Genomic DNA, 25635 nt, shown 5'->3' on the forward strand with positions numbered 1-25635 from the left:
AGGATCGACGGCATGGTCCTCTCCAGCGCCGCCCTCGCCGATGCCGATGCGCTCGACCCCGAGCCGCGTTCCAGCTCCTGGCGGCAGGTGTCGCCCGGTGTTCTCCGCACCTTCTCGTGGGCGCTCGCCGGGGTGGGGGCTGCCCTGGTGCTGCTGGCGCAGTGGAGCCCCGTGGCCTACGCGCTCGAGTCGGCCCTGCTCGGCCTGCCCCTCGGGACCCTGACGCCCGGAGGTTATCTGGGTCCGGTGCTCCTGACGGGACCGGCCGGCGGGTACTGGGTCGCCGCGGCGGCCCTCGCGGGGACGGTGGGCGTCCTGCTCGCACCCCGCACCGTCTACTCCGCGACCGCGCTCGCCGTCCTGCCCTACCTCTCGGTCCTGCTGGTCGGGCAGCACCAGCTCGCCTGGCTGCTCGGCCTCGGGCTCGTGACGGCGATCATCGCCCTGCGCTCGCCGCTCGCCGGCGCCCTGCCGGGGCTGCTGGCGCTCGCCGCCATCTGGCTCGTCCTCCCGTTCGTCTTCTCCTTCGACCGCTGGGGCGGGTACACCCTCTGGTCGGTGGGGCAGTGCGCCGCGGCAACGGCGATCCTCGCCGCCGCGTACCTGGCCGCCGCCGGCCTCGGCGTCTGGGTCCGCGGCCGCCGCAGCGCCCGCGAGGCCCTGCTGGCCGAGCGCCGCGCCGCCGTCGTGGAGGCCCAGGCCGCCGAGCGGGCGGCGATCTCGCGCGACCTGCACGACGTCGTCGCGCACCACGTCTCGCTGGTGGCCGTCCGCGCGGAGAGCGCCCCCTACCAGCACGACCTCGAACCGGCCGCCCGCGAGGTGCTCGCGGACATCGCGTCCGACGCCCGGGCGGCGCTCGGCGAGCTGCGCCACGTGCTGAGCGTGCTGCAGCGCAGCGAGGTGACCGAGCTCGCGCCGCAGCCGCTGGCGGACGACGTCGACGAGCTCGTCGCCGTCGCCGTCGCGGCCGGTCAGGACGTCGTGGTGACGGGGGAGTGGGGCGAGGTCCCGCCCGCCGTCGGCTACATGCTGTACCGGGCCACGCAGGAGGTGCTGACGAACGCGCGGCGCCATGCGCCCGGGGCCCGCGTCCATCTCGTCCGCGAGGCGACGGCGGGGGCGGTGACGCTGCGAGCCTCCAGCGCGGGGGGTGCTCGAGGCGCCTCGGGCGAGGTGCGGCCGGGCCGTGGTCTGATCGGGATGCGGGAGCGGGTGGAGTCGGTCGGCGGGGAGCTCGAGGTCGCGCTGCTCGCCGGGGTGTTCACCCTGGCGGTCTCGATCCCGCTCGACGCGGAGCAGCAGGAGGAGGACGAGTGAGCGGGACGACGACGGTCGTCGTGGCCGACGACCAACCGGTGGTGCTCGCGGGCTTCAGCGCGATGATCGGCTCGGCGCCCGACCTCGAGGTGGTCGCGACGGCGGCCGACGGCGTGGAGCTCGTCGCCGCGGTGGCGCGGCTGCGGCCGGACGTCGCCGTCGTGGACGTCCGCATGCCGCGGCTGGACGGGATCGCGGCGACGCGACGAATCGCCGTCGAGAACCCCGGCACCCGGGTGCTCGTCCTGACGACGTTCGACCTCGACTCCTACGTCTACGACGCGCTCCACGCCGGCGCGAGCGGGTTCCTGCTGAAGGACACGACGGCGGAGCGGCTCGTGGAGGCGGTGCGGCTGGTGGCCGACGGCTCGATGCTCCTCGGGCCGAGCGCCACGCGTCGGCTGGTGACCGACCTCGCCGAGCGCGGGTCGCGGCAGCCGAACCCGGGCATCGCCGACCTCAGCGAGCGTGAGCGCGAGGTGATGCTCGCGATCGCCCAGGGACGCTCCAACATCGAGATCGCGAGCGACATGGTCGTCTCGGAGAGCACGGTGAAGTCGCACGTCTCGCAGATCCTGCGGAAGCTCGGCGCGCGCGACCGGGTGCAGGTGGTGATCGCCGCCTACGAGGCGGGGCTGGTGTGAGTCCGGGGCGGCCGGACGGGGCGGTCCGGGGCGGCCCCAGCCGCAGCACCGCGCCGATTTCGTGGTTCGGCCGGGGACGGGGTATGCTCTTTTCCGGCCTCAGGGCCACGCGCCCGTAGCTCAATGGATAGAGCATCTGACTACGGATCAGAAGGTTGGGGGTTCGAGTCCCTCCGGGCGCGCTCGTTGAGACAGCGACGTCAGAAGGCCCTCCCGGGAGACCGGGAGGGCCTTCTGCGTTGTCGGGCGGACGCGGTGGGGGCGTCCGGACGACGGTCAGTCCGTCGCCGCGTCTCCGGCCGCGTCGTCGACCCCGACCACGGCCACGGTGACGGTGTCCGTCGCCGTCTGCTTGGAGAACGTCTCGGCGTCGTCGTCCGTGGCCACGAGGACCTCGTAGGAGAACGTCAGCTGGACCGACCGGGCCTCGGCGGGCAGGGCGGGGACCAGCACGGTGGTGGAGTAGCTGTACGGGTCCTCGATCGTGTACCCGGGGGAGACGGTGGCGTCGTCGACCAGGTCGGGGAGCGACTCCACGAGCTCACCGGCGCCGTCGCGGGCGCTGGAGACCACCTGCAGTCGCGAGAGGAACAGCGGGTTCCCCTCGGCGCTGGTCGCGGTGAGCGAGAGGCTGACCGGCTTGGACGCGTCCGGCGTCCACTGCGACATGTCGAGCTCCGACCAGTACGTGACGGTCAGCGTGGCGGACCCGGCCGTGAGCGTGCGCTCCGTGCTGCCCGAGGCCAGGTCGTTCACGATCTGCGTCAACGTCGGGGTGGGAGTGGGCGTCGGAGAGGGGGTCGGGCTGCTGGAGGTCGACGTCTCCTCGGGAGCCGAGGACGTCTCCGACGCCGACGGCTCGTCGGTGGTCGAGGTCTCGGAGGTCTCCGGGGGCGTCTCCCAGGGCGGGGTTCCGCAGGCTCCGAGAAGTCCGACGGCGAGCGCGCACGTGATCGCGGTCACACCGGCGGTGCGAAGGCTGCGGTGGGGCTGACGCTTCTGTGACATGTGCGCTCCGGTGTCGGTTCCCTTAGGGGAACGGTAGGTCAAGACGTGGTTCACGCTCGGGTCGCGCCAGGGTTCCGCGAGCAGGATCATTCTCGTCCGGAACACCCCGGACCACCAGCAGCAGGAGCACGAGATGGTCGGTACGGCGATGACGGTACGTGAGGACCAGGCGAGCGGGGCCGAGGCTCCGGGCGTCGAGCTCGAGGTCTTCGAGTTCACCCCCGAGGAGCTCGTGATCATCGAGCCGACCCGGCGGGCGACCATCGCCTGCATCATCCCGGCCTACAACGAGGCGGAGACGATCGAGCAGGTGCTCGACGGGCTGCTCGCCCAGACCCGACTCCCCGATGCCATCCACGTGATCATCAACAACACCTCCGACGCGAGCTTCGAGCTCGCCCGCGCCTACGCCGGCGAGTACAGCGTTCAGCGACTGGGCCTCGTGCAGCAGACCACCATCTACGTGCACGACATGGGCAAGGTCGCCGAGAAGAAGGTGGGCGCGCTCAACTACGGCTTCCGTCTCGCCCAGGGCGCGGACCTGCTCCTCGGGGTCGACGGCGACACGGTCGTGGCGCCGGACGCCGTGGAGCGGCTCGAGGAGGAGATGGTCTCCGACCCGCGGATCGGCGGGATCTCGGCCATCTACACGATCGACAACACCGCGCGGCACCCGATGGCCTCGCTCCTGCTGTCCGGCCAGCGGGCCCAGTTCGCCGCGTTCAACCTGCAGAACCTGCTGCGTGGTCGCAACATGGCGGTGCTCGGCGGGCAGGCCTCGCTGTTCCGCATGTCAGCGCTCGAGGAGGTCATGGCGCAGTACCACCAGAGCACGCCCTGGGTCAGCGACTCCGAGGTCGAGGACTCGCTCCTGAGCCTGCAGATCAAGAACCTGGGCTACTCCACCAAGATCAGCGCGACGGCACGGGCGACCGTGGGAGGCATGGAGAACCTGCGGGCCCTGGACGGTCAGCAGGTGAAGTGGAACTACGGCGCGATCGACCTCATGTGGCCCGGGCAGCGCGGCGGCACCAGCGGTCAGCCGTTCCACCCGAACCTGCGCCTGCGCTGGCTCGAGAACGCGGGGATGCTCGTCAACGTCTTCTCCCGCGTCTCGTTCCTGCTGCTCCTGCTCGGCGCTCTGTCCATCGACGCGCTGGTGTTCTCCCCGATCTGGCTCATCCCGCCGCTCGTGGCGATGGCGCTGAACGTGCGCATCGCGATGTCGATCCAGGGCCGCACGTGGAAGGACATCCTGTTCGCCGCGACGATGATTCCCGCGGAGATCTACATGTGGGTCCGCATCGGACACTTCTTCCGGGCGTGGACCAAGTTCCTCTCGAAGGTCCGCACCGACAACTGGGCGGCCCAGGCTCGGGCGGAGCGAGGCGCCGGCTGGGCGCACCTGACGCCCCTGGTCGTGGCTCTCGCCGGCTTCGGTGCGCTGGTCTACGGCTGGTCGACGCTGCCGATCATCGCCCAGGCCTCGATCCTGTGGGTCGGCTGGCCGATGCTCGCCGTCCTCACCACGCTGCAGACGCTCTCGATGCTCCGTCAGCTCCTGCGTCGCCAGTACGGCTACCGGGCCTGACGGTCGGTCGGCGAACGGTCGGACGCGGAGGCGCCAGGCGCTGAGGTGCCAGACGCGGGGGTGTCAGGCGCGGGGGGCGTTCAGCCGGTAGCCGACACCGCGCACGGTGTCGATCCAGCGCGGGTTGCTGATGTCCTCGCCCAGCTTGCGGCGCAGGTTCACCATGTGGACCTCGACGCTGCGGTGGTCGGCGGGCGTGATGAGCGTGCCGACGTCGTACTCCTCGCCCCAGACGGCGCGCACGAGGTCGTGCTTGGTGACGACCTTGCCGATGGAGACCCACAGGGCGGCGAGGATGTCGAACTCGCTGCGGGTGAGCGCGATCGTCGCTCCGTCGACCTCCACGATGCGGGCGTCGCGGTCCACGCGAAGCCCGTCGACGGTGCCGGCGACCGGCGCGGCGGTGGCCGCAGCGGGCGTCGCCACCGGGGCGGGAGCGGTTGCGGTGTCCTCGGTCGTGACCGGGACGGGGTGGGGACGGACCTCCGCCGGAGCGACCGCGGCGACCTGGGGTGCGGGGGCTGCGGGGGGCGCTTCCGGAGCGGGGCTCGCGGGCGCGGCGTGTCGTGCCGTGGCTGCGGCCGAACCGTGGGGCGGCGAGACGCGAGGGCGGCGCAGCATCGCCTCGACCCGGGCGCGCAGCTCGCGGGGGCGGAACGGCTTCGTGATGTAGTCGTCCGCCCCGACGTCGAGCCCCGAGAGGGTGTCGATCTCGTCGTCCCGCGCGGTGAGCATCACGATGTACGCATCGCTGGCCGCACGAACGCGCCGCGCGACCTCGAACCCGTCGATGTCGGGAAGGTTCACGTCGAGCGTGATGATCAGCGGATCGACCTGGTGGGCCAGCTTGACGCCGGCGCTCCCGGTACCTGCCGAGTGCACCATGAATCCGGCCTTCTCGAGGACCGATTCGAGCAGCAGGCGAATGTCGGGGTCATCCTCGATGACGAGGGCAACTCTCTCGGTGAATTCCACGCTCCGATCCTACGGTCGCCCCTGAGGATCTGGCCTTGCGAGATGTGAGGTTCTACGCAGGTAGTGGGTGTGGGGGTCGTGCCCCGGGACGGTCGGTCAGGGTCGTCGTGACGACCGCGACGTAGTGTGAATGCGGGCGACGCCGCCGGGGGTGGTTCTCCGGTCGAGCTCGTGCGAGCGACAGGAGAGAGATGCGCACCCTTCGATCCTTCACGTCACGGCCGGACTCCGGCGGACCCCGCGCCCACGCCTCTCCCGGCCCGACCTGGTCGCGTCGGCTGACCCCGCTCGTCGCCGGCGTTCTCGTCCTCGCCGGCTGCGCCGGTCCGGGTGACGAGCCCGCGCCCGGATCAGGGTCTCCGACACCGATCCCGAGCGAGCCGGCCACGAGCGAGCCGAGCTCGAGCACGTCCTCCCCGGGCGGCAGCGACCCGTCGTCGTCGCCAACCGGGTCGAGCACCGACACCGGGACGGCCGGCAGCGGCTGCCCCGCGACGAACGACGGCCCTCCGCCCGGCGCCGCCGTCGCGGAGATCGTCGACGTCGACGGCGACGGTCGCCCCGACAGCGCCTGGATCACCGCCGGTGCCGACCGTGCGATCGGCGTCACCACCGCGTCCGGCGCCACCTTCTCGGCGCCGATCAGCTCGGCCAGCCCGATCCCCGCCTCCGCCGTCGTGGGCAGCGTCGCGACCACCGACGCCGGCGACGCCCCCGTCGTGCTCGTCGACCTCGGCCGCGAGGCGCAGGTCTTCGCCCTCACGGGGTGCGCGGTGACGCAGACGGTGGACGACGCCGGGCAGCCCTACGTGTTCGACCGCGGTTTCGGCGGGCAGGGCACGGGGGTCGGGTGCAGCGACGTCGACGGTGCGCCCCGTCTGGCCGGGTTGCTGGCCGAGGAGACGAGCGACGGCTGGACGGTCACCCGCACGCTGATCGACCTGAGCGACGGCGCGCGTCTGGCCGGGAACGGGTCGGTCGAGGTCGTGGCCACCGCCGCGGCGGCCGACGATCCCGTGGTGACCACCGCCCAGGAGGTCTCCTGCGGTGACCAGGTCGCGGGAGCCGGCGGCCTGACCGAACCCGCCGACGGCTGAGAGGGAACAGATGACCGACGCGCAGGGCCGGACCGGCCCCCAGGACCGGATCGAACCCCATGACGCGATGGAGCCCCGCGACGAGCTGGACCGGGTCGACGACGTCGCCGGGGGACACCTGGACCTCCCGCTCGTGCGGACCGTCCGACTGACGGCCCTCGAGCGCCAGGCGTCCCGGGCCGCCGCCGCCCAGCTGCGCCGCGACGCCGTGGCGGGACGTGTCCCCGGGGCGGAGCGCCTCCTGAAGGAGGAAGGTCGGGCCGGTCCTGCCAGGGTGGGGCTGATCATGGGCGGGGCGGCCTTCGGGCTCTTCCTCGTCGGGGCGCTCCTGCAGGCGTTCACCTCCGACAGCGGCGACCTGTCCTTCGGGCTGGCCGCGGCCGCGGTCTTCGGCGTGCTGATGGGCGGAGTGGGCTACCTCGGCCTCGGCATCGCGCGGGGTCGGCGCTGGCGACGTCACGCCACGGTCGCGGCCTTCGCCGCCGACAACGGGCTCCACCACGTCCTGCGCGGCCGATCGGGCCGGCTGCCTCGCGCGGTTGGGTCCCGGCTCGGGTCGCACGAGCGCGTGGTGCACCACGACGTCGTGACCGGACGCGTCGCCGGGAGGCGGCTCCGCCTGGGTCACCGGGCCCTCGACGTCCGGGTCGGCTCCGACGCCACCTCGACCCGTCACCTGATGTGGATCGCGCTCGAGGTCCTCCCTGGTACCGCGCCGCCGTCGCCGGTGATGCGGAACCGGATCGAGGGGATCCTGGGACGCGGCACCGTCGTCATCGACCAGGACGGGGAGTGGCTCGTCCTCGGGGTCGAGGACCGACGGGGGTCGCTGGCGAGGATCGGTGACCTCGTCGCGGCGATGGACCTGGTGCTGAGCGAGGACGTCTGAGGCTCAGGTCGGTCGGACCCCCATGTGGATGATGGCGTGCGCGACGTCGCGGATCTTGAGGTTGCGGTCGCGCGAGTAGCGTCGGATGACCCCGTAGGCCTGGTCGACGCTGATGGACCGCGCCCCCGCCAGGATCCCCTTGGCCTGCTCGATCAGCACCCGGGTGTCGAGGGCGTGCTGCAGCTGCTCGGCGAGCTGGACCTGCTTGGCGAGGGCGGAGGCGTTGATGAGGAAGGCGGTAGCCATGCTGGCGAGCACCGTCACGGCCGTCAGGTCCTCCTCGCTCCACGACCCGGCGCGCTTGCTGTAGAGGGTGAACGACCCGATCGCCTCCTCGGTGAGCACGAGCGGGACGGCGGCGACCGACCGGATGCCGATGGACGCGGCCACCCGCCGGTAGCCGGGCCAGCGCTCCTCCTGCTCGAGGTCGGGAATCGTGACGACGTCGCCCGTGGCGTAGGAGGCGATGGAGGGTCCGGCCTGATCGGTGGTCTGCTGCTCCTCGAGCAGCACGAGCTCGACCGGCACGGCGGTGACCGCCTCGAGCCGGCCGTCCCGTGCGAGGCTGACGCCGCTGCCGGCGAGGTCGAGCAGCTCGGTGGCGCGCTCCGCGAGCTCCTCCAGCACCTCGCTGACGTCGTAGTCCGTCAGCAGCCTCCTGCTGAACGCCGTCACGGTGCGGACGAAGAGGTCGGTGGTCTGCATCGGGGCCGCCCTTCGCGGTCGTCATCGCCGGGGAGCGACTCACCGCGGTGTGCGTCCGTGACGTCGACCAGGGACCAGGGCTGATGTCACGCTAGCCCGAGCCCGGACCGGCGACAACAGGTGCGGTCCCGCGTGATCCGCCGTCGGTATCCGTTACCGTTGCTCCACCTTCTTCCCCACTCCGGACCGTCGGTGGGGTTCCTCCACTCCTGACCCCGGTGGCGAGCTTCTCGACCTCCGGATGGTGGGCTGTGGTACTCGCATTCATCGATCGACCACTCGCGGTGGACGAGGCTCGACGTGTCCTCGCCTGAGGTCGAGCGCCCCCGGGGCGATCGCGCCGGGAACCGCCGCACCCCGACGTGGGCCGACGCCGACGTCGAGCGCGTGCTCGCGACGGAGGGGTCGGAGGTCGCGTGGCAGATGGCGCACCTGGTGTCGGAGCTGGACGAGGTGGACGACGTCGCCGCGGCGCTGCAGCTCGTGACGTCGACGGCGCTGTCCGTGGTCGACGGCGCTGAGTTCGCCGGCGTCACGGTTCGCGGCCCCGGCAAGGAGCTGGAGACGGCGGCGCCGACCTCCCCGCTGGTGCTCACGGCCGACGCGCTGCAGTACGACCTCCAGGAGGGTCCGTGCGTGGACGCCGTGCGTGGTCAGTTCATGATCGTGGCGCACGACGTCGCCACGGACCCCCGGTGGCCCGCGTGGAGCTCGGCGGTGTCCGGCACGGTCGGCTCGGTGCTGTCCGTCCGGCTCGTGAGCGCACGCGGGAACCACGGGGGCATCAACCTCTACTCCTCCCGGCCGCACGCCTACAGCACGCAGTCCCAGCTGGCGGCGGCGCTGCTCGCCGCGCACGCCGGCGTCGCCATCCGCTCCATCCTCCTCGAGCAGGATCTGAGGGACGGACTGGCCGGACGACTGGTCATCGGACAGGCGCAGGGGATCCTGATGCACCGGTTCGGGATCGACGAGCACGCGGCCTTCGCCGTGCTGCGGCGCCTGTCCAACAACCTCAACCAGAAGGTCGCCCGGGTTGCCGCCGACCTCGTCGCCGAGCCGGGGAAGGATCTCGCCGCGGGTTAGGTCGGGCGTGCCCCGCGACGGCGCCCGGGGACCCGGATCGTCAGCAGCCGGGTCTGGGGGGCGAGCTTGGTGGCGAGCGCCAGCACGGACTCGGTCCGAGCGCCGTCCGGGTCGAGGACCGAGAACAGGTTCACGCCGAGGTAGAACGTGATGGCCGCGTTCGCGACGTCGCGCGTCGGAAGCATGGCGCCCAGCGGCGTACCGCCGACCACGCGCTCCCAGCTCTCCTCGATGAAGGTGACCCAGACCTGCGTGCGCTCCGCGAGCTCGGCGCGCAGCTCCGGCTTGGTGACGGCGGCGGCCACCAGCTCGCTGAACTGGGCGAGGTAGCCGCGCTCGACGTCGGTGCGGTAGATCGTGATCGCGGCGGCGACCAGCTCCTCCACCGTCCGCGCCGCGGCGGCGGTCTCGCGGTGCATCGCCAGGCGCTCCGTGCTGGAGCGGTCGAGGGCCGCGAGCAGCAGCGCGTCGACCCCGCCGAAGTGGTAGAAGATCAGCGCCGCGTTGACCTCGGCGGCGCTCGCGACCACCCGGGCCGAGGTGCCCGCGTAGCCGTGCTCGCGCAGGACGACGTCCGCGGCGTCGAGCAGGCGACGCCGCGTGTCCTCCGCCGTGCGCCGTCCGCCTCCGGAACCCCCGCTGCTCGCCATGGTCTTGATCATATGCTTTGATCAGTCGACTTAAACGAGTGATCAAATTGGGGAGTCGCGATGAGCATCGATCCGTCGGACGGTGACCGGGCCGACCTCCCGGCCGACCCGCCGGGAGCCGAGGGGGCGGCGACGGCGCGGACGCTCCGACGTCGTCCCCCGCCAGTCCCTGGGGGCGAGCGCTGCGCTGGCCGCTGACCGAGGGCGTGGGCGTGGGCGTGCCGTCCGACGCCACCGACCCGCCCGACCCGCCCGCGCCGCCCCGCGACCTTCCGCCGGCGCCGTCCTGGCCGTCATCGTCGTCGGACCCCGTCCCGCCGCCCCCGATGCTCCCGCCCTACCCCGGTTGGGACGCTCCGCCGGTCCAGCCGCGGCCGGCGGTGGACGAGGGCCCGCCACCCGGAAGCGTCGGCGCCCGCCTCCTGCTCACGGCGCTCCTGCTCGCCGCGTTCGCCGCCATCTTCTGGGCCCGCGGCGTGACGGCGTTCGGCACGGAGCGGACGGCGATCTTCTACGTCGGGGTGCCCGCGGTGCTGGCCGTCTCCGTCGTGCTGCTCGCGCGTCCGCGTCGACCCGTCGGGATGACGATGGCCGCCACGACCGTCGGCCTCGCGCTCGCCGGTCCGCTGCTGTCCGAGGGCATCGTCTGCCTCGTGATGGCGGCGCCGCTCATCTACGCCGTCGCCGCCCTGCTCGCCTGGGGGCTCGGCAACCGCGACCAGCACCCGCACCGCGCCCTCGCGACCGTGCCGCTCCTGCTCGTCCTCATGGTCGAGGGCCTCGGCGGGATCAGCTTCGCGTCGCGCGAGGACGTGGGCACGGCGACCGCCGTCGTCGACGCCTCGCCCGCGGAGGTCGTGGCCGCGCTGGCCGCCGAGCCCGACTACGCCCCCTACGACGCCCTGTTGCTGCGCGCCGTCCCGTTCCCCGTCCCGCTCGGGGCCACGGGGACCGGCGTCGCGGTGGGCGACGTCAGGGAGATCGACTTCACCCCGCGGCGCAGCCTCGGGATCGGGGCCGAGCCGACGGCGCGGTCGATGGACCTCGAGGTGGCGGAGAGCGAGGTGGGCGACGACGGCGGCCGGGTCCTGTTCGACGTCACGCACGACTCCACGCTCGCGCGGTGGCTCGACCTGCACGCGGCCGAGGTGAGCTGGCGGGCGGTCGACGGCGGCACGGAGGTCACCTGGACGCTGCACTACAGCCGCACGTTCGACCCCTCGTGGTACTTCGGCCCGGTCCAGCGCTACGCCACCGGGCTGGCCGCGGAGTACCTGCTGGAGACGTTCGCCGTGCCCGCCGAGGCGTCGGCCGTCACGGTCGCCGCCCAGGGCTGACGATGACGGGCCCGGAGCTGGACCCCGCCGTCGTGCGCGGGTTGGGGATGCTGCTCCCGCTCGTCGGGGTGCTGGTGCTCGTGCTGCGCCGTCGCCCCACACGGGGCGAGGTCGGGGCCGCCGTCACCGCGGGCGCATGGGCCGCGCTGAGCCTCCTCGCCGTCAACGTGCTCGCCGTCGAGATCGGCTGGTGGTCGTTCGGGGCCGGTGCGGCGGTCTGGTTCGGGATCCCGGTCGACCTGTGGCTGGCCTGGAGCCTGCTGTGGGGCGCGCTCCCCGCCCTCGCGCTGCGCGAGGTGCCCGCCGTCGTCGTCGGGATCGCGGTGGTCTGGCTCGACCTGGTGGCGATGCCGCAGCTCGAACCGCTCGTGCTCCTGACGACGACGCCGGGGGTGCGGCACTGGCTCGTCGGCGAGGCGGTCGCGCTGGTCGTCGTGCTGCTGCCCGCCCTCGTGCTCGCGGGGCTGACGCTGCAGCACCGGCACGCGTCGGTCCGCGCGTGGGGGCAGGCGGTGTGGGCCACGGGGCTCGTCGTGGCGCTGCCCGCGATCACGCTCGTGGCCGACCGCGAGCCGGGCGCCGGTCCCGGGACCGGCCGGCTGGGGACGGGGCTGCAGGTCGTCGTCCTGCTGGGCCTGCCGGCGCTCGCGGCGATGCGCGAGCTCGCGCTCGTGGGACGCGGGACGCCGCTCCCGTTCGACCCGCCGGTGCGCCTGGTCACCTCCGGGCCCTACGCCTACGTGCGCAACCCGATGCAGCTCTCGGTCGTCCTCGTCCAGCTCGCGCTGGCCGCCCTGCTCGGTGAGCCCCTCCTGCTCCTGGCGGGTGTGGTGTCGGTGGGCTTTCTCGTCGGTCTCGCGAAGGGCCTCGAGGACCGCCAGCTCGAGGCCGACTTCGCGACGGCGTGGCGCCGCTACCGCGCGGAGGTGCGCGAGTGGTGGCCGCGGTGGCGCCCCTGGCCCGGGCGTCCGGTCGGCACGCTGTACGCCGCGGGGGACTGCGACCTGTGCACGGGCGTGGGCGGCTGGTTCGCCAGGCGATCACCGGTGGCGCTCCGGATCCGAGCGGCGGCCGAGCACCCGGAGTCGCTCCGGCGGATCCGGTACGAGTCACCGGGGGTGCGCGTCGACGGCGTCCGGGCGGTCGCGCGGGCGCTCGAGCACCTCGGTCTCGGCTGGGCGCTGATCGGGTGGGGGCTCGACCTCCCGGCGGTGCGGCACTTCGCGCAGCTGTGCGCCGACGTGTTCGGGGCGGGACCGCGGGCCGAGGTCGAGCGTCCGCCTGTCGTCCTCGACGCGCGGAACCGTTGAGGTTCGGTTAGCGTTCTCGCGGTTCACCGCGCAGGGGCGGTTCCGTCCTGCTCGACGCGTCGGCGCACGAGCACCTCACGATCGGTTCATGTCGCCATGCCCAGATTCACCCGATGGCTCGCCGCCGTCGCCCTCCTGGCGGTGGGCGTCCTCGTCCCCACCGGCTCCGCCCCCACGGCGGTCGCCGCCCCCGGCCAGCTCGGAGCCCCCCAGGTGGTCCTCAACCCGGCCGGCGGCACGTCCGGTGACAACGGGATCCGCCTCACCCTGAACTCCGTCAACTCCGGAGGGGACGAGCTTCTCTACCGCGGCCAGCAGCAGTACTACGGGCCGTCCGACTTCAACCCGTCGTTGGCGATCGGCGACCGGACGTTCTCCCAGGCGGGATTCGGCCGATACTCCATCCCCTCCCCGAGCTGGACCTCCCTCGAGGTCGTGCGGACCACGGGAAGCGCGGCGGCCGGAGGCACGGGGTCGGCGAGCGCGACGCTCCGCTACACCGCGGTCGTCGACGGCCTGTCCTACGTGATGGAGCGGCTGGTGAGCTACACCTACCCGAACACGTTCGTCACGGAGACCTACGCCTTCACCATTCCCGAGGGCAACACGAAGAACCTGCGCTTCTACCACGGTGGTGACACCACCCCCGGTGGGACCGACGTGGGCTACGGCCTCATGATCACCCAGCCCTCGCGCACCGTCGTCTCGCTCAACCAGGAGTCCGGTGTGCAGGTCGCCCTCCGTGAGCGGCCGGACTCCAAGCCGTTCGACGGCGCGGTCTCCGGGGGCTACTCGATCCCGTACGCGCCCATGCGGACGGGGCAGCCGATCGGCTTCCGTGCGGACACCGCCTTCCACGACGCCGGCCTGATGGTCGAGTGGAACCTCGGCAGCACGCCGGGCACGCAGACCTACTCGCTGGACCAGGTCGCGACGCTGCAGGGCGCCAACCTCACGGCGACCTTCGGCCAGACGTTCACCGTCGCGGGAGCGCCCGTCAGCCTCGACCTCGCCGTGAACAACAGCTTCCTCGAGGGACGCGCCGGCATCGGCTACACCGTCGCCCTGCCGGCGGGCGTCCGCGTCGCCGGGGCGCCGACCAGGGCCCCCGCCTGCGCCGGGACGGTCTCCGCCACGATCGGCGGATCGACCATCACCACGAGCGGCGGCTCCGTGGCCGCCACGTCGACCTGCCTGCTCCAGGTGCCCGTCACGGCCGACGCCGTCGGCACCTACACGCTCACGGCCGCCAGCGTCACCGCGGTCACGGGTGCGACCAACACCGTCGGGACGACCTCGTTCTTCGTCCCGCTCGCGCCGGCCATCACGACGGAGCAGCTGCCGACGATGACCGCGGGCGTGGCCTACTCCGCCACCGTCGCGGCCGACGGCGCCCCGGCCCCCGAGTGGGCCGTCACCGGTGGCGCGCTGCCGGAGGGGCTGCGTCTCGACGCCGTCAGCGGTGCGATCACCGGCACCCCGACGGCGAGCGGCCCGTGGTCCGTGCAGCTGACGGCCACGAACGTGGGCGGCACCGACGTCCGCGCCTACGCCGGCGTCGTCACCGCACGGACGGCGCCGCTGGTGCTCGCGTTCGACCCCACCGTCGTGAGCTACGGCCAGGCCTCCACCGTCGCCGTCCAGGGCGTCCCGGCCGGGGCGACCGGCACGGTCGCGATCAGCCTCGACGGTGCCGAGCTGTGCACGGTGACCCTCCCGGCCACGTCGTGCACCACCTCCGCGGCGCTCGAGCCCGGGACCCACGCCGCCGTCGGCTCCTACAGCGGCGACGCCGTCTGGGCCCCGGCGACCTTCACGGGTCCCGTCCTCGTGGTGACGCGCGCCGAGGCGGCCCTGACGGCCGCGCTGAGCGCGTCGACGATCACCTACGGCGAGACGGCGTCGGTCGTCGTCTCGGCCGCGCCTGGCGCGACCGGCGAGGTCCGGATCACGTCCGGCGACCGCACCCTGTGCACGATCACCCTCCCGACGGCGACGTCGTGCACGACGCCGGTGCTGGCCGCGGGGGCGTACACGCTCGCCGCGACCTACGCGGGCGACGGCCGCTTCGCCCCGGGTGCCGCCCAGGCCGGCACGCTCACGGTCCAGCGCGTCGTGGCCGAGCCCGGCCCGGTCGAGCTCACGGGGGTCTACGGCACGCCGGTCACCGTCACGCTGCCCGACCTGCCCGCCGGTGCCACGGGAGACGTCGTCGTGCAGCTCGACGGCGAGGTCCTGTGCACCTACGCCGTCGACGGCGGCACCGGTCCCGGCTGCGTGGTTCCGGCGGACACGTCCGCGGGCAGCCACGAGCTGACGCTGGCCTACTCGGGCGACGCCAACCACGAGGGCGCCACCGTCGAGGGCTCGGTCGAGATCGCCCGCGCGGCGAGCACGCTCGAGCTGCCGGACGACGTCGCGGGTGTCTTCGGCGTCGCCACCCCGGTGACGGTCGGCCTCGCGCCGTCGACCGCGACCGGTGACGTGACGCTCTCGCTCGGGGAGGCCGAGCTGTGCTCGGCCGCTCCCGGGTCGCCCTGCGTCCTGCCCGCCGATCTCGCGGCCGGCACCCACGAGGTGCTCGCGTCCTACGCCGGCGACGCCAACCACGAGCCGACCACCGGCGTCGTCACGGTCGTCATCGCCCGCGCCGGCACCGACCTCGTCGGCGAGGTCACGGCCACCACGGTGGGCACGCCCGCCACGGTCACGGTGTCCGGGCTGCCCGACGCCGCGACCGGCCTCGTCACGGTGAGCAACCCCGACCTCGGCACCCTGTGCACGATCGACGTCGCCGAGACGGCGTCGTGCGTCACGGACGGGACGACGGCGGCCGGCACGTGGGCGCTGACCCTCGACTACGCGGGGGACGCGAACCACGAGCCCTCCACCGCGACGGCGAGCCTCGTCGTCGAGCGGAACGCGACGTCGTTCACGGCGCAGGCGACCGGGACCGACGTCTACGGCACGACCGTCATCACCGTCGCCGGCCTGCCGGCGGACGCGACCGGCACCGTCGTCGTGACGGCGGACGGCCTCGGCACGATCTGCACGATCGCGCTCGACGCCGACTCGTGCGAGAGCGCGGTGCTGGCCACCGCCGGCACCGTCGCCCTGGCGCTGGACTACTCGGGCGACACGACCTACCTCCCGTCCTCGGCCACCGCCGAGCTGGTCGTGGCGCCGCTGACCACCGCCCTCACGGCGCAGGTCGAGCCGGTGACGGTCGGTGACACCGCGGTCGTCACGATCGCCGGTCTGCCGGAGACCGCCAACGGAGTCGTCACGGTGTCCTCGCCCGAGCTGGGGGAGCTCTGCTCGATCGACCTGGGCGAGGCGCTCACCTGCGAGACGGGTGCGATGGCCTCGGTCGGTTCCTTCCTGCTGGACGTGGCCTACCCGGGCGATGTCAACCACGAGGCCTCCGCCACCACGGTGGAGCTGTGGGTGGTGCCGATCGTCACGTCGATCTCCGTCCCGGAGGTGCTCACGGGCGTCGAGGGCGAGCCGGTCGTCGTCGAGGTCTCCGGTCTGCCGGAGACCGCGACCGGCGTCGTGCAGGTGCGCAACGGCGCCCTGCCTCCGGTCGAGGACGAGCAGGACGAGGACGGTGCGGTCGAGGACGGTGCGGTCACCCTGCTCGCGCTGGTCCCCGCCGAGGGCGAGGTGCTGTGCTCGTACGACGTCAGCGAGGCGAGCGCCTGCACGCTGCCGCTCGACCTCGTCGCCGGCGAGTACGACCTCCTCGTGACCTACCTGGGCGACGTCGCGCACGACGGCGCCCAGGCGTCCACGACGCTCGTCCTGGCGCCCGCGCCGGTGCCTCCGGTCGAGGAGCCGTCGGAGACCCCGGCGCCGACCTCGCCCGCGCCCACCTCGCCGGCGCCGACCTCGCCGGCGCCGACTTCGCCGGCGCCGACGGCGTCCGCCACCCCGCCGGCGCAGTCCCCGCTGCCGGTGACCGGGGCCGGGCTGCTCGGTGCCGCCGGTGCGGCGCTGGCGCTGCTCGTCGTCGGTGGAACGGTGCTGGTGGTCCGTCGCCGCACGGTCTGATCGCCTGACGACGGCAGCGAGAAGGCCCTCCCGGTTCGCCGGGAGGGCCTTCTCGCGTCAACGGCTCGTGCCGTGGATCACCGCGAGGTCTTGGGGGCGTACCAGGTGTAGTACCAGCCGGTGGTGTCGCCCTTGACGCGGTAGCAGTTCGTGGCCGTGTAGTAGTTGCTGCTGCGGACGTGGGCGACCTGGCGGTTGCAGGCGGACAGGGTGCTGTAGCGGACGGTGCCCTGGTTGGGGTTCGCCTCGGCCGACACGGGCGAGGCGAGCACGGCTCCCGCCGCCAGGGCGAAGGCGGCGGCGGCGACGGTCAGGAATCGGGGGCGCGATGTCGTGGTCATGGCACGACGCTAGGAGCGGGTGGCCCCCGACGTCGATGGGGAGAGCTCCCCACCCCGACCGCGCCGGGCGACCAGCCTGTTGAGGCGCTCGGACATGACGAGCCCGAGCACCACGAGCACCGCGAGGAAGTACGGGAAGGTCCAGGCACCGGCGCAGGCGGAGATGACGCCGAACAGGGGTGGGGCCAGCGTCGAGCCGGTGTAGGCCGCCGCCATCTGGATGCCGATGATCGCCTGGGAGTTGCGGCGCCCGAAGTTCACCGGCGTGGAGTGGATGATCGCGGGGTAGATCGGCGCGCAGCCGAGACCCGCGATCACCAGTCCGGCCAGGGCGAGCACGTCCGTCTCCAGGGGCAGGGCGATGAGCGCGACGCCGAGGCCGAGCGCCGCGAAGCCGCCCCGGATCAGCTGCACGTCACCGATGCGGTCCGCGAAGAAACCGGCCAGGAAACGTCCGCCGGTGATGCCCAGGAGGAAGAGGGACGCGAACGCCGCCGCGGTGGCGACCTCGACGCCGCGATCGGCGACCAGGAACGTCGAGGCCCACAGGATCGCCGTGCCCTCGAGCCCGCAGTAGGCGAAGAAGGCCACGAGGATCAGCGCGACGCCGGGGATGCGCAGCGCCGTCGCGAGCGGGACGTGGCCGGTGCTCGGGGCGGGCCGGTCCGCGCCGTCGCCTGTCGTGGCGTCGCCGGTCGCGCCGCCGTCGTGCTCGTCGTCGGTGTGGACGGGGGCGACCGCGTGCACCTTGCGCCACAGCGGCAGGCTGACGATCAGCCCGACCGTGATGACCGCCTGGATGATGCCGACGGTGCGGTAGGCGCCGTCCCAACCCATCCCGGAGGTGAGCGCGTAGCTCATGATGAACGGGCTGATCGCGGCGCCCACGCCCCAGAAGCTGTGCAGCCAGTTCATGTGCCGCGCGGCGTAGTGCAGGGCGACGTAGTTGTTGAGGGCGGCGTCCACCGCGCCGGCGCCGAGCCCGTACGGGATCGCCCACAGGACCAGCAGCCAGAACGAGCCCGACAGCGAGAACCCGACGAGTGCGCACGCGGTCAGTCCGACGCTGACGGCGGTGACGGTCCCGGCCCCGAACCGGCGCGTGAGGCGCTCGGAGGCGAGGCTGGCGACGATGGTCCCGCCGGCGATGACCATCGTGATGATGCCGGCGAAGGCGATGGGGACGCCGAGGTCGGCATGCATGACCGGCCAGCCGGCGCCCACGAGCGCGTCAGGGAGGCCGAGGCTGACGAAGGCGACGTAGATGACCGCCAGGAGAGTCGAGTACACGAGGCGTCACCCTACCGCGCGCCAGTGTACGTCCGTACACATCATCGGCCCTCGCGCCGTCCCCGCGCCCCGACACCCCCGCGCAACCTCCCGGATCCCGACCACCCGCCAGGCATTCGCGCGCGCGCCAACCGCGCGTCGCGCACCGTTCACCCGGACTCCCTACCGTCGCCGTGGTCGTCCTCAGCCGAGGCCGACAGCCCCTCGGTTCGGAGCACGCGTCCATGGCAGTCACCTCAGCGGCAGGGATCGACGAGGTCGCCGCGACCCGGCGCACCCCGGTCCCCGCCCCGACCCCGCCGTCCGGCCCGGACGAGGCGGACCGCCGACGACGACGGCGACGGGCCACCTCCCGCCGCTACCTCACCTTCGTCCTGCTCGCGGGCCCGAACGTCGCGCTGATCCTCGCGTTCATCTACTTCCCGCTGATCTCGAACCTCTACTACTCCACGCTCGACTGGCGCCTCGGCGCCCGGACGGCCGACCCCGTCGGCCTGGCGAACTACGTGGAGCTGTTCACGTCCTCGCGCGGCTTCGACGTCTGGCGCGTCACGCTGATCTTCACGGGTGCGACCGTGATCGGATCGATGGTGCTGGGCCTGCTGGTGGCACTGGTGCTGGACCGCAACCTCCCGGGCAAGGCGGTCGCGCGGACCGCCGTCTTCGCGCCGTACGTGCTCTCCGGCGTCGGCGTCGGCCTCATCTGGATGTTCATCTTCGACCCGCGGATCGGCATCCTCGGCCACGGGCTGCGGGCGTTCGGCCGGACCTCGCCCGAGTGGTTCATCGACCCCCAGCTCGCTCTGCTGATGGTGATCGTCGTCTACGTCTGGAAGAATCTCGGCTACTGCGCCGTCGTCTTCCTCGCGGGCCTGCAGGCGATCCCGAAGGACCTCACCGAGGCCGCTTCGCTCGACGGCGCCGGACCCGTGCGGCAGCTGTTCTCGATCAAGCTGCCGCTGCTCGGGCCGACCGTGTTCTTCCTGTCGGTGACGTGCATCCTCTCCTCGATGCAGGCCTTCGACATCCTGCGGATCATGACGCCGACCGGCAACGGGACGAACACGATCATCTTCGAGATCTTCCTGCAGTCCTTCGGCGCCTACCAGCGCGCCGGCTACTCGGCCGCGATCGCCGTCGTCCTCTTCCTCGTGCTGTTCGCGATCACGGCGATCCAGCTCCGCTACGTCGAGCGGAAGGTGCACTACCGATGACCGCCCCCACCACCACGCCCACCGACCCCACGGCGGCCGCCCCGGCCACCCCGGCCGCTCCCGCCCCCGTGGAGAAGGAGTGGCGCCGCGCCTTCCGTCGCGAGAACGTCCTCGGCACCCTGGTCGGTGGCTACCTGCCGCTGATCCTCGCCGTCGCCATCATCGCGGCGCCGCTCGTCTGGATGCTCATCGCCTCCTTCAAGCCGGCGTCGGAGATCGTCACGCTCGACCCGACGCTCTGGCCGCAGGACCCCACGACCGCGAACTACGCGCTCGTGGCCGACCGGGTGCCGCTGGCCCGCGTCTTCGCCAACAGCGTGGTCGTCACGGCGGTGGGTGCCGGCATCAAGGTGCTGCTCGCGATCACGACGGCGTACGCGCTCGTCTTCGTGCGCATCCCGGGTCGCAACGCGATCTTCCTCGGCATCCTCGTGGCCCTCATGGTCCCGCCCGAGGCCGCGATGCTCCCGAACTACCTGACGATCTCGGCGATGGGCGGACGCGACACCCTCTGGGGGATCATCCTCCCCGGCCTCGGGACGGCGTTCGGCACCTTCCTCCTGCGCCAGCAGTTCAAGGCGCTCCCGCTCGAGCTGGTCGAGGCGGCCGAGCTCGACGGCGCGGGCCACTGGCGGCGGCTGTGGGCGATCGTCGCCCCGGTCAGCCTCCCGGCGATCGTCACCGTGGCGCTCGTGACGGTCGTCAACGAGTGGAACAACTTCCTCTGGCCGCTCGTCATCATCGACAGCCCGCGGAACATGACCCTCCCGGTCGGGCTGAACCTGCTGCAGTCGATCGAGAGCCAGACCGGCGCGTACGGCGTGCTCATGGCCGGCGCCGTCCTCGTCATCGTGCCGGTGCTGGTGGTGTTCGCGCTCCTGCAGCGCAACATCGTCGCCGGCCTCACCCAGGGCGCCGTCAAGTAGCCCTCCCCGAACCCGCGAGCGCCCCGCACCACGGATCGCGCGCGCGTGCCAGAAACCCGAGCGGTCGCCTGACCGGTCACCCCGACGAAAGGTCCCGACGTGTCCCGTCACTCCCGTCCGATCCTCACCTCCGTGCTCGCGGCGGCCACCGTGGCGGTCCTCGCCGCGTGCGGCCCGGCCACCGGTTCCACCGACGACGCCGCCGAGGCGATCGACTTCTCCGGCGTCGAGCCGGCTACCGAGATCACGTTCTGGTCCAACCACCCGGGCGGCTCGATCGACCTGGAGAAGGAGCTCATCGCGGGCTTCGAGGAGGAGACCGGCATCTCGGTCGAGCTCGTCACCGCGGGCGCCAACTACGAGGAGGTCTCGCAGAAGTTCCAGACCGCGCAGACCTCGGGTGACGTCGGCGACCTCGTCGTGCTCTCGGACGCCACCTGGTTCCCGGCCTACCTCAACGGCTCGATCCTGCCGCTGGACGACGTCTTCGAGGCGGCCGACGTCGACACCTCCACGTACCAGGACACCCTGTTCGGCGACTACCTCTACGAGGGCGACCACTACGCCGTGCCGTACGCGCGCTCGACGCCGCTGTTCTACTACAACAAGGACCACTACACGGCCGCCGGCCTCGAGGACCGCGCGCCGGAGACGTGGGACGAGGCCAAGGAGTTCTCCGAGGCGATCGCCACGGCCGTCCCCGCCGCCACGCCGTTCGGCTACCCGGCCGAGGACCAGTACCCCGCGTGGACGATGTCCAACCTGGTGTGGGGCTTCGGCGGTGGCTGGAGCGACGAGTGGGACCTCTCGAAGGTCGCCGACGAGAACACGGTCGCCGCGCTCGAGTTCGCCCAGACGTCGGTCGACGACGGCTGGGCCGCCGTCGCCTCGGGCGACCCGGCCACCGCCTTCTCCTCGGGCGCCGTCTCCCAGGTCATCGCCTCGACCGGCTCGCTCTCGGGCATCCTCGAGGCCGCGACGTTCGAGGTCGGCACCGGCTTCCTGCCGGGCGGCCCGGAGACCTCCGAGGGCGTCGTCCCGACCGGCGGCGCCGGCGTCGCGATCGCCTCGGCCTCCGACCCGGAGCGCCAGCTCGCGGCGGCGATGTTCGCCGCGTACCTGACCAACGCCGAGAGCACGGCGTTCTTCTCGGCCGGCACCGGCTACCTGCCCGTCCAGAAGGACGCCGACATGTCGGCCGTCTACGCCGAGGCGCCGCAGTTCGAGGTGGCCGTCGAGCAGCTGGAGCGCACCCGCAGCCAGGACTTCGCCCGGGTGTTCCTGCCGGGCGGCGACCTCGAGCTGGCGCAGGGCCTGCAGGCGATCCTCACGCGGGGCGCCGACGTCACCGAGACCCTCACCGGCCTCGAGACCAGCCTCCAGACGAATTACGACCGCGACCTGAAGGACGAGCTCGAGTCCGAGTGATCCCGGGCAGCACGACGCCCCCGTCCCGCTGCTGCGGGGCGGGGGCGTCGCCGTCGGTCGTCGTGGTGCCGGTCAGTCCGACGCGGACCGCCCCGGCAGGTGGCTGAGGACCTGGCGCACGACGTTCGTCCGGGCGACGTCGAGGAGCTCGCCGGCGCCGCCCGCGAGCACGGTGCGGATCCCGTAGAGCGCGAACCCCTTGACCTGCTCGGCCGTGACGGACGGCGGCAGCGCGAGCACGTGGCGCGCCGTCGAGACGTCGACGAGGGCCGGCCCGCGGTGGGCGAGTGCCGCCCCGAGCGCCTCCTCGAGGTCGGCCGGGTCCTCGACGCGGCGCGCGAACAGCCCCGCCGCCGTCGCGATGGCCGCGAGGTCGGGGTTGTCCAGCTCGGTCCCGAAGGTCACGACGCCGGCGGCCTTCATCTCCAGTTCGACGAAGCTGTACGCGGCGTTGTTGTAGACGAGGACGGTCACGTCGAGGTCGTCCTGCACGAGCGTGAGCAGCTCGCCCATCATCATCGTCAGCCCGCCGTCGCCGGCCAGCGCGACGACCTGGCGGCCGGGGAACGCCCGCGCCGCGCCGATCGCCTGCGGCACCGCGCCGGCCATCGAGCCGTGCACGAACGACCCGAGCAGGCGCCGTCGCCCATTCATCGTCAGGTACCGCGCCGCCCACACCACCGGGGAGCCGACGTCGGTGGTGAACACCGCGTCGTCGGCCGCGACGCGGTCCAGCGCCACGGTGGTGCGCTCCGGGCGAACGGGGGAGGCGTCGTCGTCGGCCAGCGCGTCCAGGGTGGCGCGCGAGTCGCGGTGCTCGGCCTGCATCGCGGTGAGGAAGCCCGCGTCGCGATCGCCGTCGAGCAGCGGCAGCAGCGCGGGCACGGTGTCGAGCACCGTCCCCACGAGCCCCACCTCGACGTCGGTGCGGCGCCCGATGACGCTCCCGCGGAGGTCGACCTGCACCACCCGCGCGTCGTCGGGGTAGAACTCCCGGTAGGGCAGATCGGTGCCGAGCATGAGGAGCGTGTCGGCCTCCTTGACGGCCTTCGCGCCGGAGGTCGTTCCGAGCAGGCCGGTCTGCCCGACGTCGTAGGGGTTGTCGTACGCGACGTGCTCCATGCCGCGCAGGGCGTGCACGACCGGGGCCCGCAGGCGCTCGGCGACGGCGAGCAGCTCGGCGTGCGCGCCGGCGCACCCGGCGCCGGCGAGGATCGTGATCCTCTCGCCCGCGTTGAGGACGGCGGCGGCGGCCGCGAGCTCGTCCGCGTGGGGGACGACGTGCGGTCGGGAGGCGACGACCGGGCGCGCGTCGGGAGCCTCGGTCTCGGCCAGGAAGATCTCCCCGGGAACGACGACGACGGCGACCCCCCGCTGCTCGAGGGCGGCGCGCATCGCGGTCCGCAGGATCCGGGGCAGCTCCGACGGCTCGCTGACGAGTTCGCAGTAGACGCTGCACTCGGTGAACAGGCGCTCGGGATGGGTCTCCTGGAAGTAGCCCGACCCGATCTCGGCGTGCGGGATCTGGGCCGCGATCGCGAGCACCGGGACCCGGCTGCGCTGCGCGTCGAAGAGTCCGTTGATCAGGTGGAGGTTGCCGGGGCCGCAGCTGCCCGCGCAGACGCCGAGACCACCCGTGAGGGCGGCCTCGGCGCCGGCGGCGAACGCCGCGGTCTCCTCGTGACGCACCTGCGCCCACATGAGGGTGTCCGCTCGGCGGATCGCGTCGGTCAGGCCGTTGAGCGAGTCCCCGGCCAGGCCGTGGATGCGCTCGACGCCGGAGGCGACGAGGGCCTGGACGAGGTGGTCGGCGTTGGTGGTCACGGGGGGATCAGGCCTCGCGCTGCGGGTGGGGGCCCTCGGCGATCTCCTCGATCAGCTTGTCGCAGAAGGCGGGGAGGTCCTCCGGCGTCCGGCTGCTGACGAGGCCGAGGTCGCAGACGACCTCCTCGTCCACCCAGGTCGCCCCGGCGTTGGTGAGGTCGGTGCGCAGGCTCGGGTAGCTGGTGATCGTGCGGCCCGTGAGGACGTCGGCGTCGGCGAGGATCCACGCACCGTGGCAGATCACGCCGACGGGCTTCGCGTCCGTGACGATGTCGCGCACGAGCGCGACGGCGGCGGCGTCGAGCCGCAGGTGGTCGGCGTTCACGACGCCGCCCGGGAGCACCAGGGCGTCGTACTCGCTCGCGACGGCGTCGGCCGTCGTGAGGTCGACGGTCGCCTCGTGACCGTTCTTGCCGGTGATGGTGCCGGCCTCGGGAGCGATGAGGACGGCGGTGGCGCCGGCCGCGGTGACGGCCTTCCAGGGCTCGAGGAGCTCGGAGTCCTCGAAGCCGTCGGTGGAGACGAACGCGACACGGGTGCCGGTCAGGGTGGTGGACATGGTGCTCTCCTTCGGTCGTGGGGGGTGGTGCGGGATGACGTCGGGGCGACCTGACGTCGGGGTGCGGCGGGCCGGCGTCTAGAAGACGGCGCGCCCGCCGGTGACGCCCAGGACGGTGCCGCTCACGTACGACGCCTCGTCGCTCGCGAGGAACACGAACGCGGCGGCGACCTCGACGGGCTGGCCGGGGCGGCCGAGCGGCGTGTCGGACCCGAAGCCGTCGACCTTCTCCTCGTCGAACGTCGACGGGATGAGCGGCGTCCAGATCGGGCCGGGGGCGACGGCGTTGACGCGGACGCCCCGCGGGCCGAGCTCGGCGGCGAGATTGACCACGAGGTTGTTCAGCGCGGCCTTGGTCGAGGCGTAGTCCAGCAGCGGGCCCGAGGGCTGGTAGGCCTGGATCGACGTCGTCACGATCACGTTCGAGCCCGGCGCCAGGTGCGGCGACGCGGCCTTGACCAGCCAGAACGTGGCGAACACGTTCGTCTCGTAGACCTGGCGCAGCTGGGAGTCGGTGAAGTTCTCGATCCCGCCCTTGACGCCCATCTGGAACGCGGCGTTCGAGACGACGACGTCGATCCCGCCCAGCCCCTCGACCGTCGCGGCGACCAGGTCGATGTTCGCCTGCTCGGTGCGCTGGTCGGTGGGCAGCAGGAGGCATGTGCGCCCGAGGGCCTCGACGGCGTCGCGGGTCGCCTCGGCGCCCCCGCTCTCCTGCGGCAGGTAGGCGATGGCGACGTCGGCACCCTCGTGGGCGTAGGTGAGCGCGACGGCCCGGCCGATCCCGGAGTCGCCGCCGGTGATGAGGGCGCGTCTGCCGGTCAGGCGTCCGCGGCCGGTCCAGGACGTCTCACCGTGGTCGGGCGCGGGATCCATGGCGGCGACGGAGCCGGGCCAGTCCTGGGTCTGCCCGGGCACGTGCTCGGGACGGTCGGGGACGGTGGGGGTGGACGAGGTGGAGTCGGACACGGATCCTCCTGGGTGTCGGCGCGGTCGGCCCATGCCTCCGCGTCCGGGAAGTGGCAGAGCCGCGGGGCTCGCGCCCCGCGGCTCTGTCGTCGTGCTGGTGGTGCAGGTTGTGCAGCGGAAGGTCAGTCCTTCTTGAAGGCGTCCTTGATGCTGTCGCCCACCTTGCGAGCGGCGTCCTTGGCGTCCTCGGCGGCGTCCTTCAGGCCACCCTGCGCCTGGTCGCCGCGACCCTCGGCCTCGAGGCGCTCGTTGTCGGTGACCTTGCCGGCCGTCTCCTTGAGCTTGCCGCCCGCGGTGTCGGTCTTCGCGTCGAGCTTGTCGTCGAGTCCCATGGTGTGCTCCTTCTGATCGGGTACCACCACGGTAGGCACGCACCGGGGCGAATGGCCAGGATCATGTGTCGGCGAGATGACGGGTCT

22 protein-coding genes, 1 tRNA gene and 1 pseudogene are annotated in these 25635 nt (G+C 72.9%); 14 read left to right on the top strand and 10 right to left on the bottom strand.

Annotation, left to right across the window (positions count from 1 at the left end; translation table 11 throughout):
- The first annotated feature begins 12 nt into the window (after positions 1–12).
- The 3 genes from C8046_RS13850 (at position 13) to C8046_RS13860 (ending at position 2146) form a co-directional block, all read left to right on the top strand.
- Positions 13–1320 carry a sensor histidine kinase gene (locus tag C8046_RS13850; protein WP_109229941.1) on the top strand — a complete coding sequence of 436 codons (1308 nt, stop codon included), beginning with the start codon at positions 13–15 and terminating at the stop codon, positions 1318–1320.
- Positions 1317–1964 carry a response regulator transcription factor gene (locus tag C8046_RS13855; RefSeq protein WP_268921374.1) on the top strand — a complete coding sequence of 216 codons (648 nt, stop codon included), beginning with the start codon at positions 1317–1319 and terminating at the stop codon, positions 1962–1964. Before C8046_RS13850 ends, C8046_RS13855 begins: the two co-directional genes overlap by 4 nt.
- A 109-nt stretch (positions 1965–2073) precedes the next feature.
- Positions 2074–2146, top strand: a tRNA-Arg gene (locus C8046_RS13860).
- Positions 2147–2240: 94 nt separating this feature from the next.
- On the opposite strand, the gene C8046_RS13865 is transcribed toward C8046_RS13860, so the two are convergent.
- Complete coding sequence (locus C8046_RS13865) at positions 2241–2972, bottom strand: hypothetical protein (protein WP_146197169.1); 732 nt, start codon at positions 2970–2972, stop codon at positions 2241–2243.
- A 148-nt stretch (positions 2973–3120) separates the two neighbouring features.
- On the opposite strand from C8046_RS13865, the gene C8046_RS13875 reads away from it, so the two are divergent.
- Positions 3121–4563, top strand: a complete 1443-nt coding sequence (locus tag C8046_RS13875; protein ID WP_109230948.1) for a glycosyltransferase family 2 protein — start codon at positions 3121–3123, stop codon at positions 4561–4563.
- 63 nt (positions 4564–4626) lie between these two features.
- Here the strand turns inward: C8046_RS13875 and C8046_RS13880 are convergent, their stop codons facing one another.
- On the bottom strand, positions 4627–5538 hold the full coding sequence (locus C8046_RS13880; protein WP_235866336.1) for a response regulator transcription factor: 912 nt from the start codon (positions 5536–5538) through the stop codon (positions 4627–4629).
- 191 nt (positions 5539–5729) lie between these two features.
- On the opposite strand from C8046_RS13880, the gene C8046_RS13885 reads away from it, so the two are divergent.
- Positions 5730–6635, top strand: a complete 906-nt coding sequence (locus C8046_RS13885; protein WP_109229944.1) for a hypothetical protein — start codon at positions 5730–5732, stop codon at positions 6633–6635.
- A gap of 10 nt (positions 6636–6645) precedes the next feature.
- Positions 6646–7524, top strand: a complete 879-nt coding sequence (locus C8046_RS13890; protein ID WP_109229945.1) for a hypothetical protein — start codon at positions 6646–6648, stop codon at positions 7522–7524.
- Positions 7525–7527: 3 nt separating this feature from the next.
- On the opposite strand, the gene C8046_RS13895 is transcribed toward C8046_RS13890, so the two are convergent.
- Positions 7528–8229: a GAF and ANTAR domain-containing protein gene (locus C8046_RS13895; RefSeq protein ID WP_109229946.1), complete on the bottom strand. Its 702-nt coding sequence runs from the start codon at positions 8227–8229 to the stop codon at positions 7528–7530.
- A 300-nt stretch (positions 8230–8529) separates the two neighbouring features.
- Between C8046_RS13895 and C8046_RS13900 the strand changes: the two genes are divergently transcribed.
- Positions 8530–9315: a GAF and ANTAR domain-containing protein gene (locus tag C8046_RS13900; RefSeq protein WP_109229947.1), complete on the top strand. Its 786-nt coding sequence runs from the start codon at positions 8530–8532 to the stop codon at positions 9313–9315.
- On the opposite strand, the gene C8046_RS13905 is transcribed toward C8046_RS13900, so the two are convergent.
- Positions 9312–9965, bottom strand: a complete 654-nt coding sequence (locus tag C8046_RS13905; protein WP_109230949.1) for a TetR/AcrR family transcriptional regulator — start codon at positions 9963–9965, stop codon at positions 9312–9314. The two genes, C8046_RS13900 and C8046_RS13905, sit on opposite strands and share 4 nt — an antisense overlap.
- 212 nt (positions 9966–10177) lie before the next feature.
- Here C8046_RS13905 and C8046_RS13910 point away from each other — a divergent pair, with 212 nt between their 5' ends.
- The 4 genes and pseudogenes from C8046_RS13910 to C8046_RS20250 all read left to right on the top strand — a co-directional run bounded on the left by C8046_RS13910 (position 10178) and on the right by C8046_RS20250 (position 16673).
- A complete protein-coding gene (locus C8046_RS13910) occupies positions 10178–11302 on the top strand; it encodes a hypothetical protein (protein WP_199224485.1) in 1125 nt (374 codons plus the stop codon).
- Positions 11303–11304: 2 nt separating this feature from the next.
- Positions 11305–12612: a methyltransferase gene (locus tag C8046_RS19810; protein ID WP_109229948.1), complete on the top strand. Its 1308-nt coding sequence runs from the start codon at positions 11305–11307 to the stop codon at positions 12610–12612.
- An 870-nt stretch (positions 12613–13482) separates the two neighbouring features.
- Positions 13483–14709: pseudogene (locus C8046_RS20245) on the top strand (Ig-like domain repeat protein); the annotation flags it as partial.
- A gap of 1574 nt (positions 14710–16283) precedes the next feature.
- A complete protein-coding gene (locus C8046_RS20250; protein ID WP_419183579.1) occupies positions 16284–16673 on the top strand; it encodes a pentapeptide repeat-containing protein in 390 nt (129 codons plus the stop codon).
- A gap of 69 nt (positions 16674–16742) precedes the next feature.
- On the opposite strand, the gene C8046_RS13925 is transcribed toward C8046_RS20250, so the two are convergent.
- Both C8046_RS13925 and C8046_RS13930 read right to left on the bottom strand, forming a co-directional pair.
- A complete protein-coding gene (locus C8046_RS13925) occupies positions 16743–17006 on the bottom strand; it encodes a hypothetical protein (protein WP_109229950.1) in 264 nt (87 codons plus the stop codon).
- Between the two features lie 9 nt (positions 17007–17015).
- A complete protein-coding gene (locus C8046_RS13930) occupies positions 17016–18296 on the bottom strand; it encodes an MFS transporter (RefSeq protein ID WP_109229951.1) in 1281 nt (426 codons plus the stop codon).
- A gap of 224 nt (positions 18297–18520) precedes the next feature.
- Between C8046_RS13930 and C8046_RS13935 the strand changes: the two genes are divergently transcribed.
- The 3 genes from C8046_RS13935 to C8046_RS13945 all read left to right on the top strand — a co-directional run bounded on the left by C8046_RS13935 (position 18521) and on the right by C8046_RS13945 (position 21864).
- The gene (locus C8046_RS13935) at positions 18521–19510 is read left to right on the top strand and encodes a carbohydrate ABC transporter permease (protein ID WP_109229952.1); all 990 of its coding nucleotides are present in this window, start codon (positions 18521–18523) and stop codon (positions 19508–19510) included.
- Positions 19507–20436 carry a carbohydrate ABC transporter permease gene (locus tag C8046_RS13940; RefSeq protein ID WP_109229953.1) on the top strand — a complete coding sequence of 310 codons (930 nt, stop codon included), beginning with the start codon at positions 19507–19509 and terminating at the stop codon, positions 20434–20436. The genes C8046_RS13935 and C8046_RS13940 overlap by 4 nt, the downstream gene beginning before the upstream one ends.
- A 99-nt stretch (positions 20437–20535) precedes the next feature.
- On the top strand, positions 20536–21864 hold the full coding sequence (locus C8046_RS13945) for an ABC transporter substrate-binding protein (protein ID WP_109229954.1): 1329 nt from the start codon (positions 20536–20538) through the stop codon (positions 21862–21864).
- 72 nt (positions 21865–21936) lie between these two features.
- Here C8046_RS13945 and poxB read toward each other — a convergent pair whose 3' ends face one another.
- The 4 genes from poxB to C8046_RS13965 form a co-directional block, all read right to left on the bottom strand.
- Complete coding sequence (gene poxB, locus C8046_RS13950) at positions 21937–23688, bottom strand: ubiquinone-dependent pyruvate dehydrogenase (RefSeq protein ID WP_109229955.1); 1752 nt, start codon at positions 23686–23688, stop codon at positions 21937–21939.
- 7 nt (positions 23689–23695) lie between these two features.
- Positions 23696–24247: a type 1 glutamine amidotransferase domain-containing protein gene (locus C8046_RS13955; protein ID WP_109229956.1), complete on the bottom strand. Its 552-nt coding sequence runs from the start codon at positions 24245–24247 to the stop codon at positions 23696–23698.
- 78 nt (positions 24248–24325) lie between these two features.
- Positions 24326–25123 carry an SDR family oxidoreductase gene (locus C8046_RS13960; protein ID WP_235866472.1) on the bottom strand — a complete coding sequence of 266 codons (798 nt, stop codon included), beginning with the start codon at positions 25121–25123 and terminating at the stop codon, positions 24326–24328.
- 215 nt (positions 25124–25338) lie between these two features.
- Positions 25339–25548, bottom strand: a complete 210-nt coding sequence (locus C8046_RS13965; RefSeq protein WP_109229958.1) for a CsbD family protein — start codon at positions 25546–25548, stop codon at positions 25339–25341.
- Positions 25549–25635 lie beyond the last annotated feature (87 nt).

The organism is Serinibacter arcticus, assembly GCF_003121705.1.
Classification (GTDB): Bacteria; Actinomycetota; Actinomycetes; order Actinomycetales; family Beutenbergiaceae; genus Litorihabitans.

Bases quoted from the DNA above. Each gene is read 5' to 3' on its own strand.
- C8046_RS13850 (WP_109229941.1), top strand. From the start codon at position 13: ATGGTCCTCTCCAGCGCCGCCCTCGCCGATGCCGATGCGCTCGACCCC.
- C8046_RS13865 (WP_146197169.1), bottom strand. From the start codon at position 2,972: ATGTCACAGAAGCGTCAGCCCCACCGCAGCCTTCGCACCGCCGGTGTG.
- C8046_RS13875 (WP_109230948.1), top strand. From the start codon at position 3,121: ATGACGGTACGTGAGGACCAGGCGAGCGGGGCCGAGGCTCCGGGCGTC.
- C8046_RS13885 (WP_109229944.1), top strand. From the start codon at position 5,730: ATGCGCACCCTTCGATCCTTCACGTCACGGCCGGACTCCGGCGGACCC.
- C8046_RS13890 (WP_109229945.1), top strand. From the start codon at position 6,646: ATGACCGACGCGCAGGGCCGGACCGGCCCCCAGGACCGGATCGAACCC.
- C8046_RS13895 (WP_109229946.1), bottom strand. From the start codon at position 8,229: ATGCAGACCACCGACCTCTTCGTCCGCACCGTGACGGCGTTCAGCAGG.
- C8046_RS13905 (WP_109230949.1), bottom strand. From the start codon at position 9,965: ATGGCGAGCAGCGGGGGTTCCGGAGGCGGACGGCGCACGGCGGAGGAC.
- C8046_RS19810 (WP_109229948.1), top strand. From the start codon at position 11,305: ATGACGGGCCCGGAGCTGGACCCCGCCGTCGTGCGCGGGTTGGGGATG.
- C8046_RS13925 (WP_109229950.1), bottom strand. From the start codon at position 17,006: ATGACCACGACATCGCGCCCCCGATTCCTGACCGTCGCCGCCGCCGCC.
- C8046_RS13935 (WP_109229952.1), top strand. From the start codon at position 18,521: ATGGCAGTCACCTCAGCGGCAGGGATCGACGAGGTCGCCGCGACCCGG.
- C8046_RS13940 (WP_109229953.1), top strand. From the start codon at position 19,507: ATGACCGCCCCCACCACCACGCCCACCGACCCCACGGCGGCCGCCCCG.
- C8046_RS13955 (WP_109229956.1), bottom strand. From the start codon at position 24,247: ATGTCCACCACCCTGACCGGCACCCGTGTCGCGTTCGTCTCCACCGAC.
- C8046_RS13960 (WP_235866472.1), bottom strand. From the start codon at position 25,123: ATGGATCCCGCGCCCGACCACGGTGAGACGTCCTGGACCGGCCGCGGA.
- C8046_RS13965 (WP_109229958.1), bottom strand. From the start codon at position 25,548: ATGGGACTCGACGACAAGCTCGACGCGAAGACCGACACCGCGGGCGGC.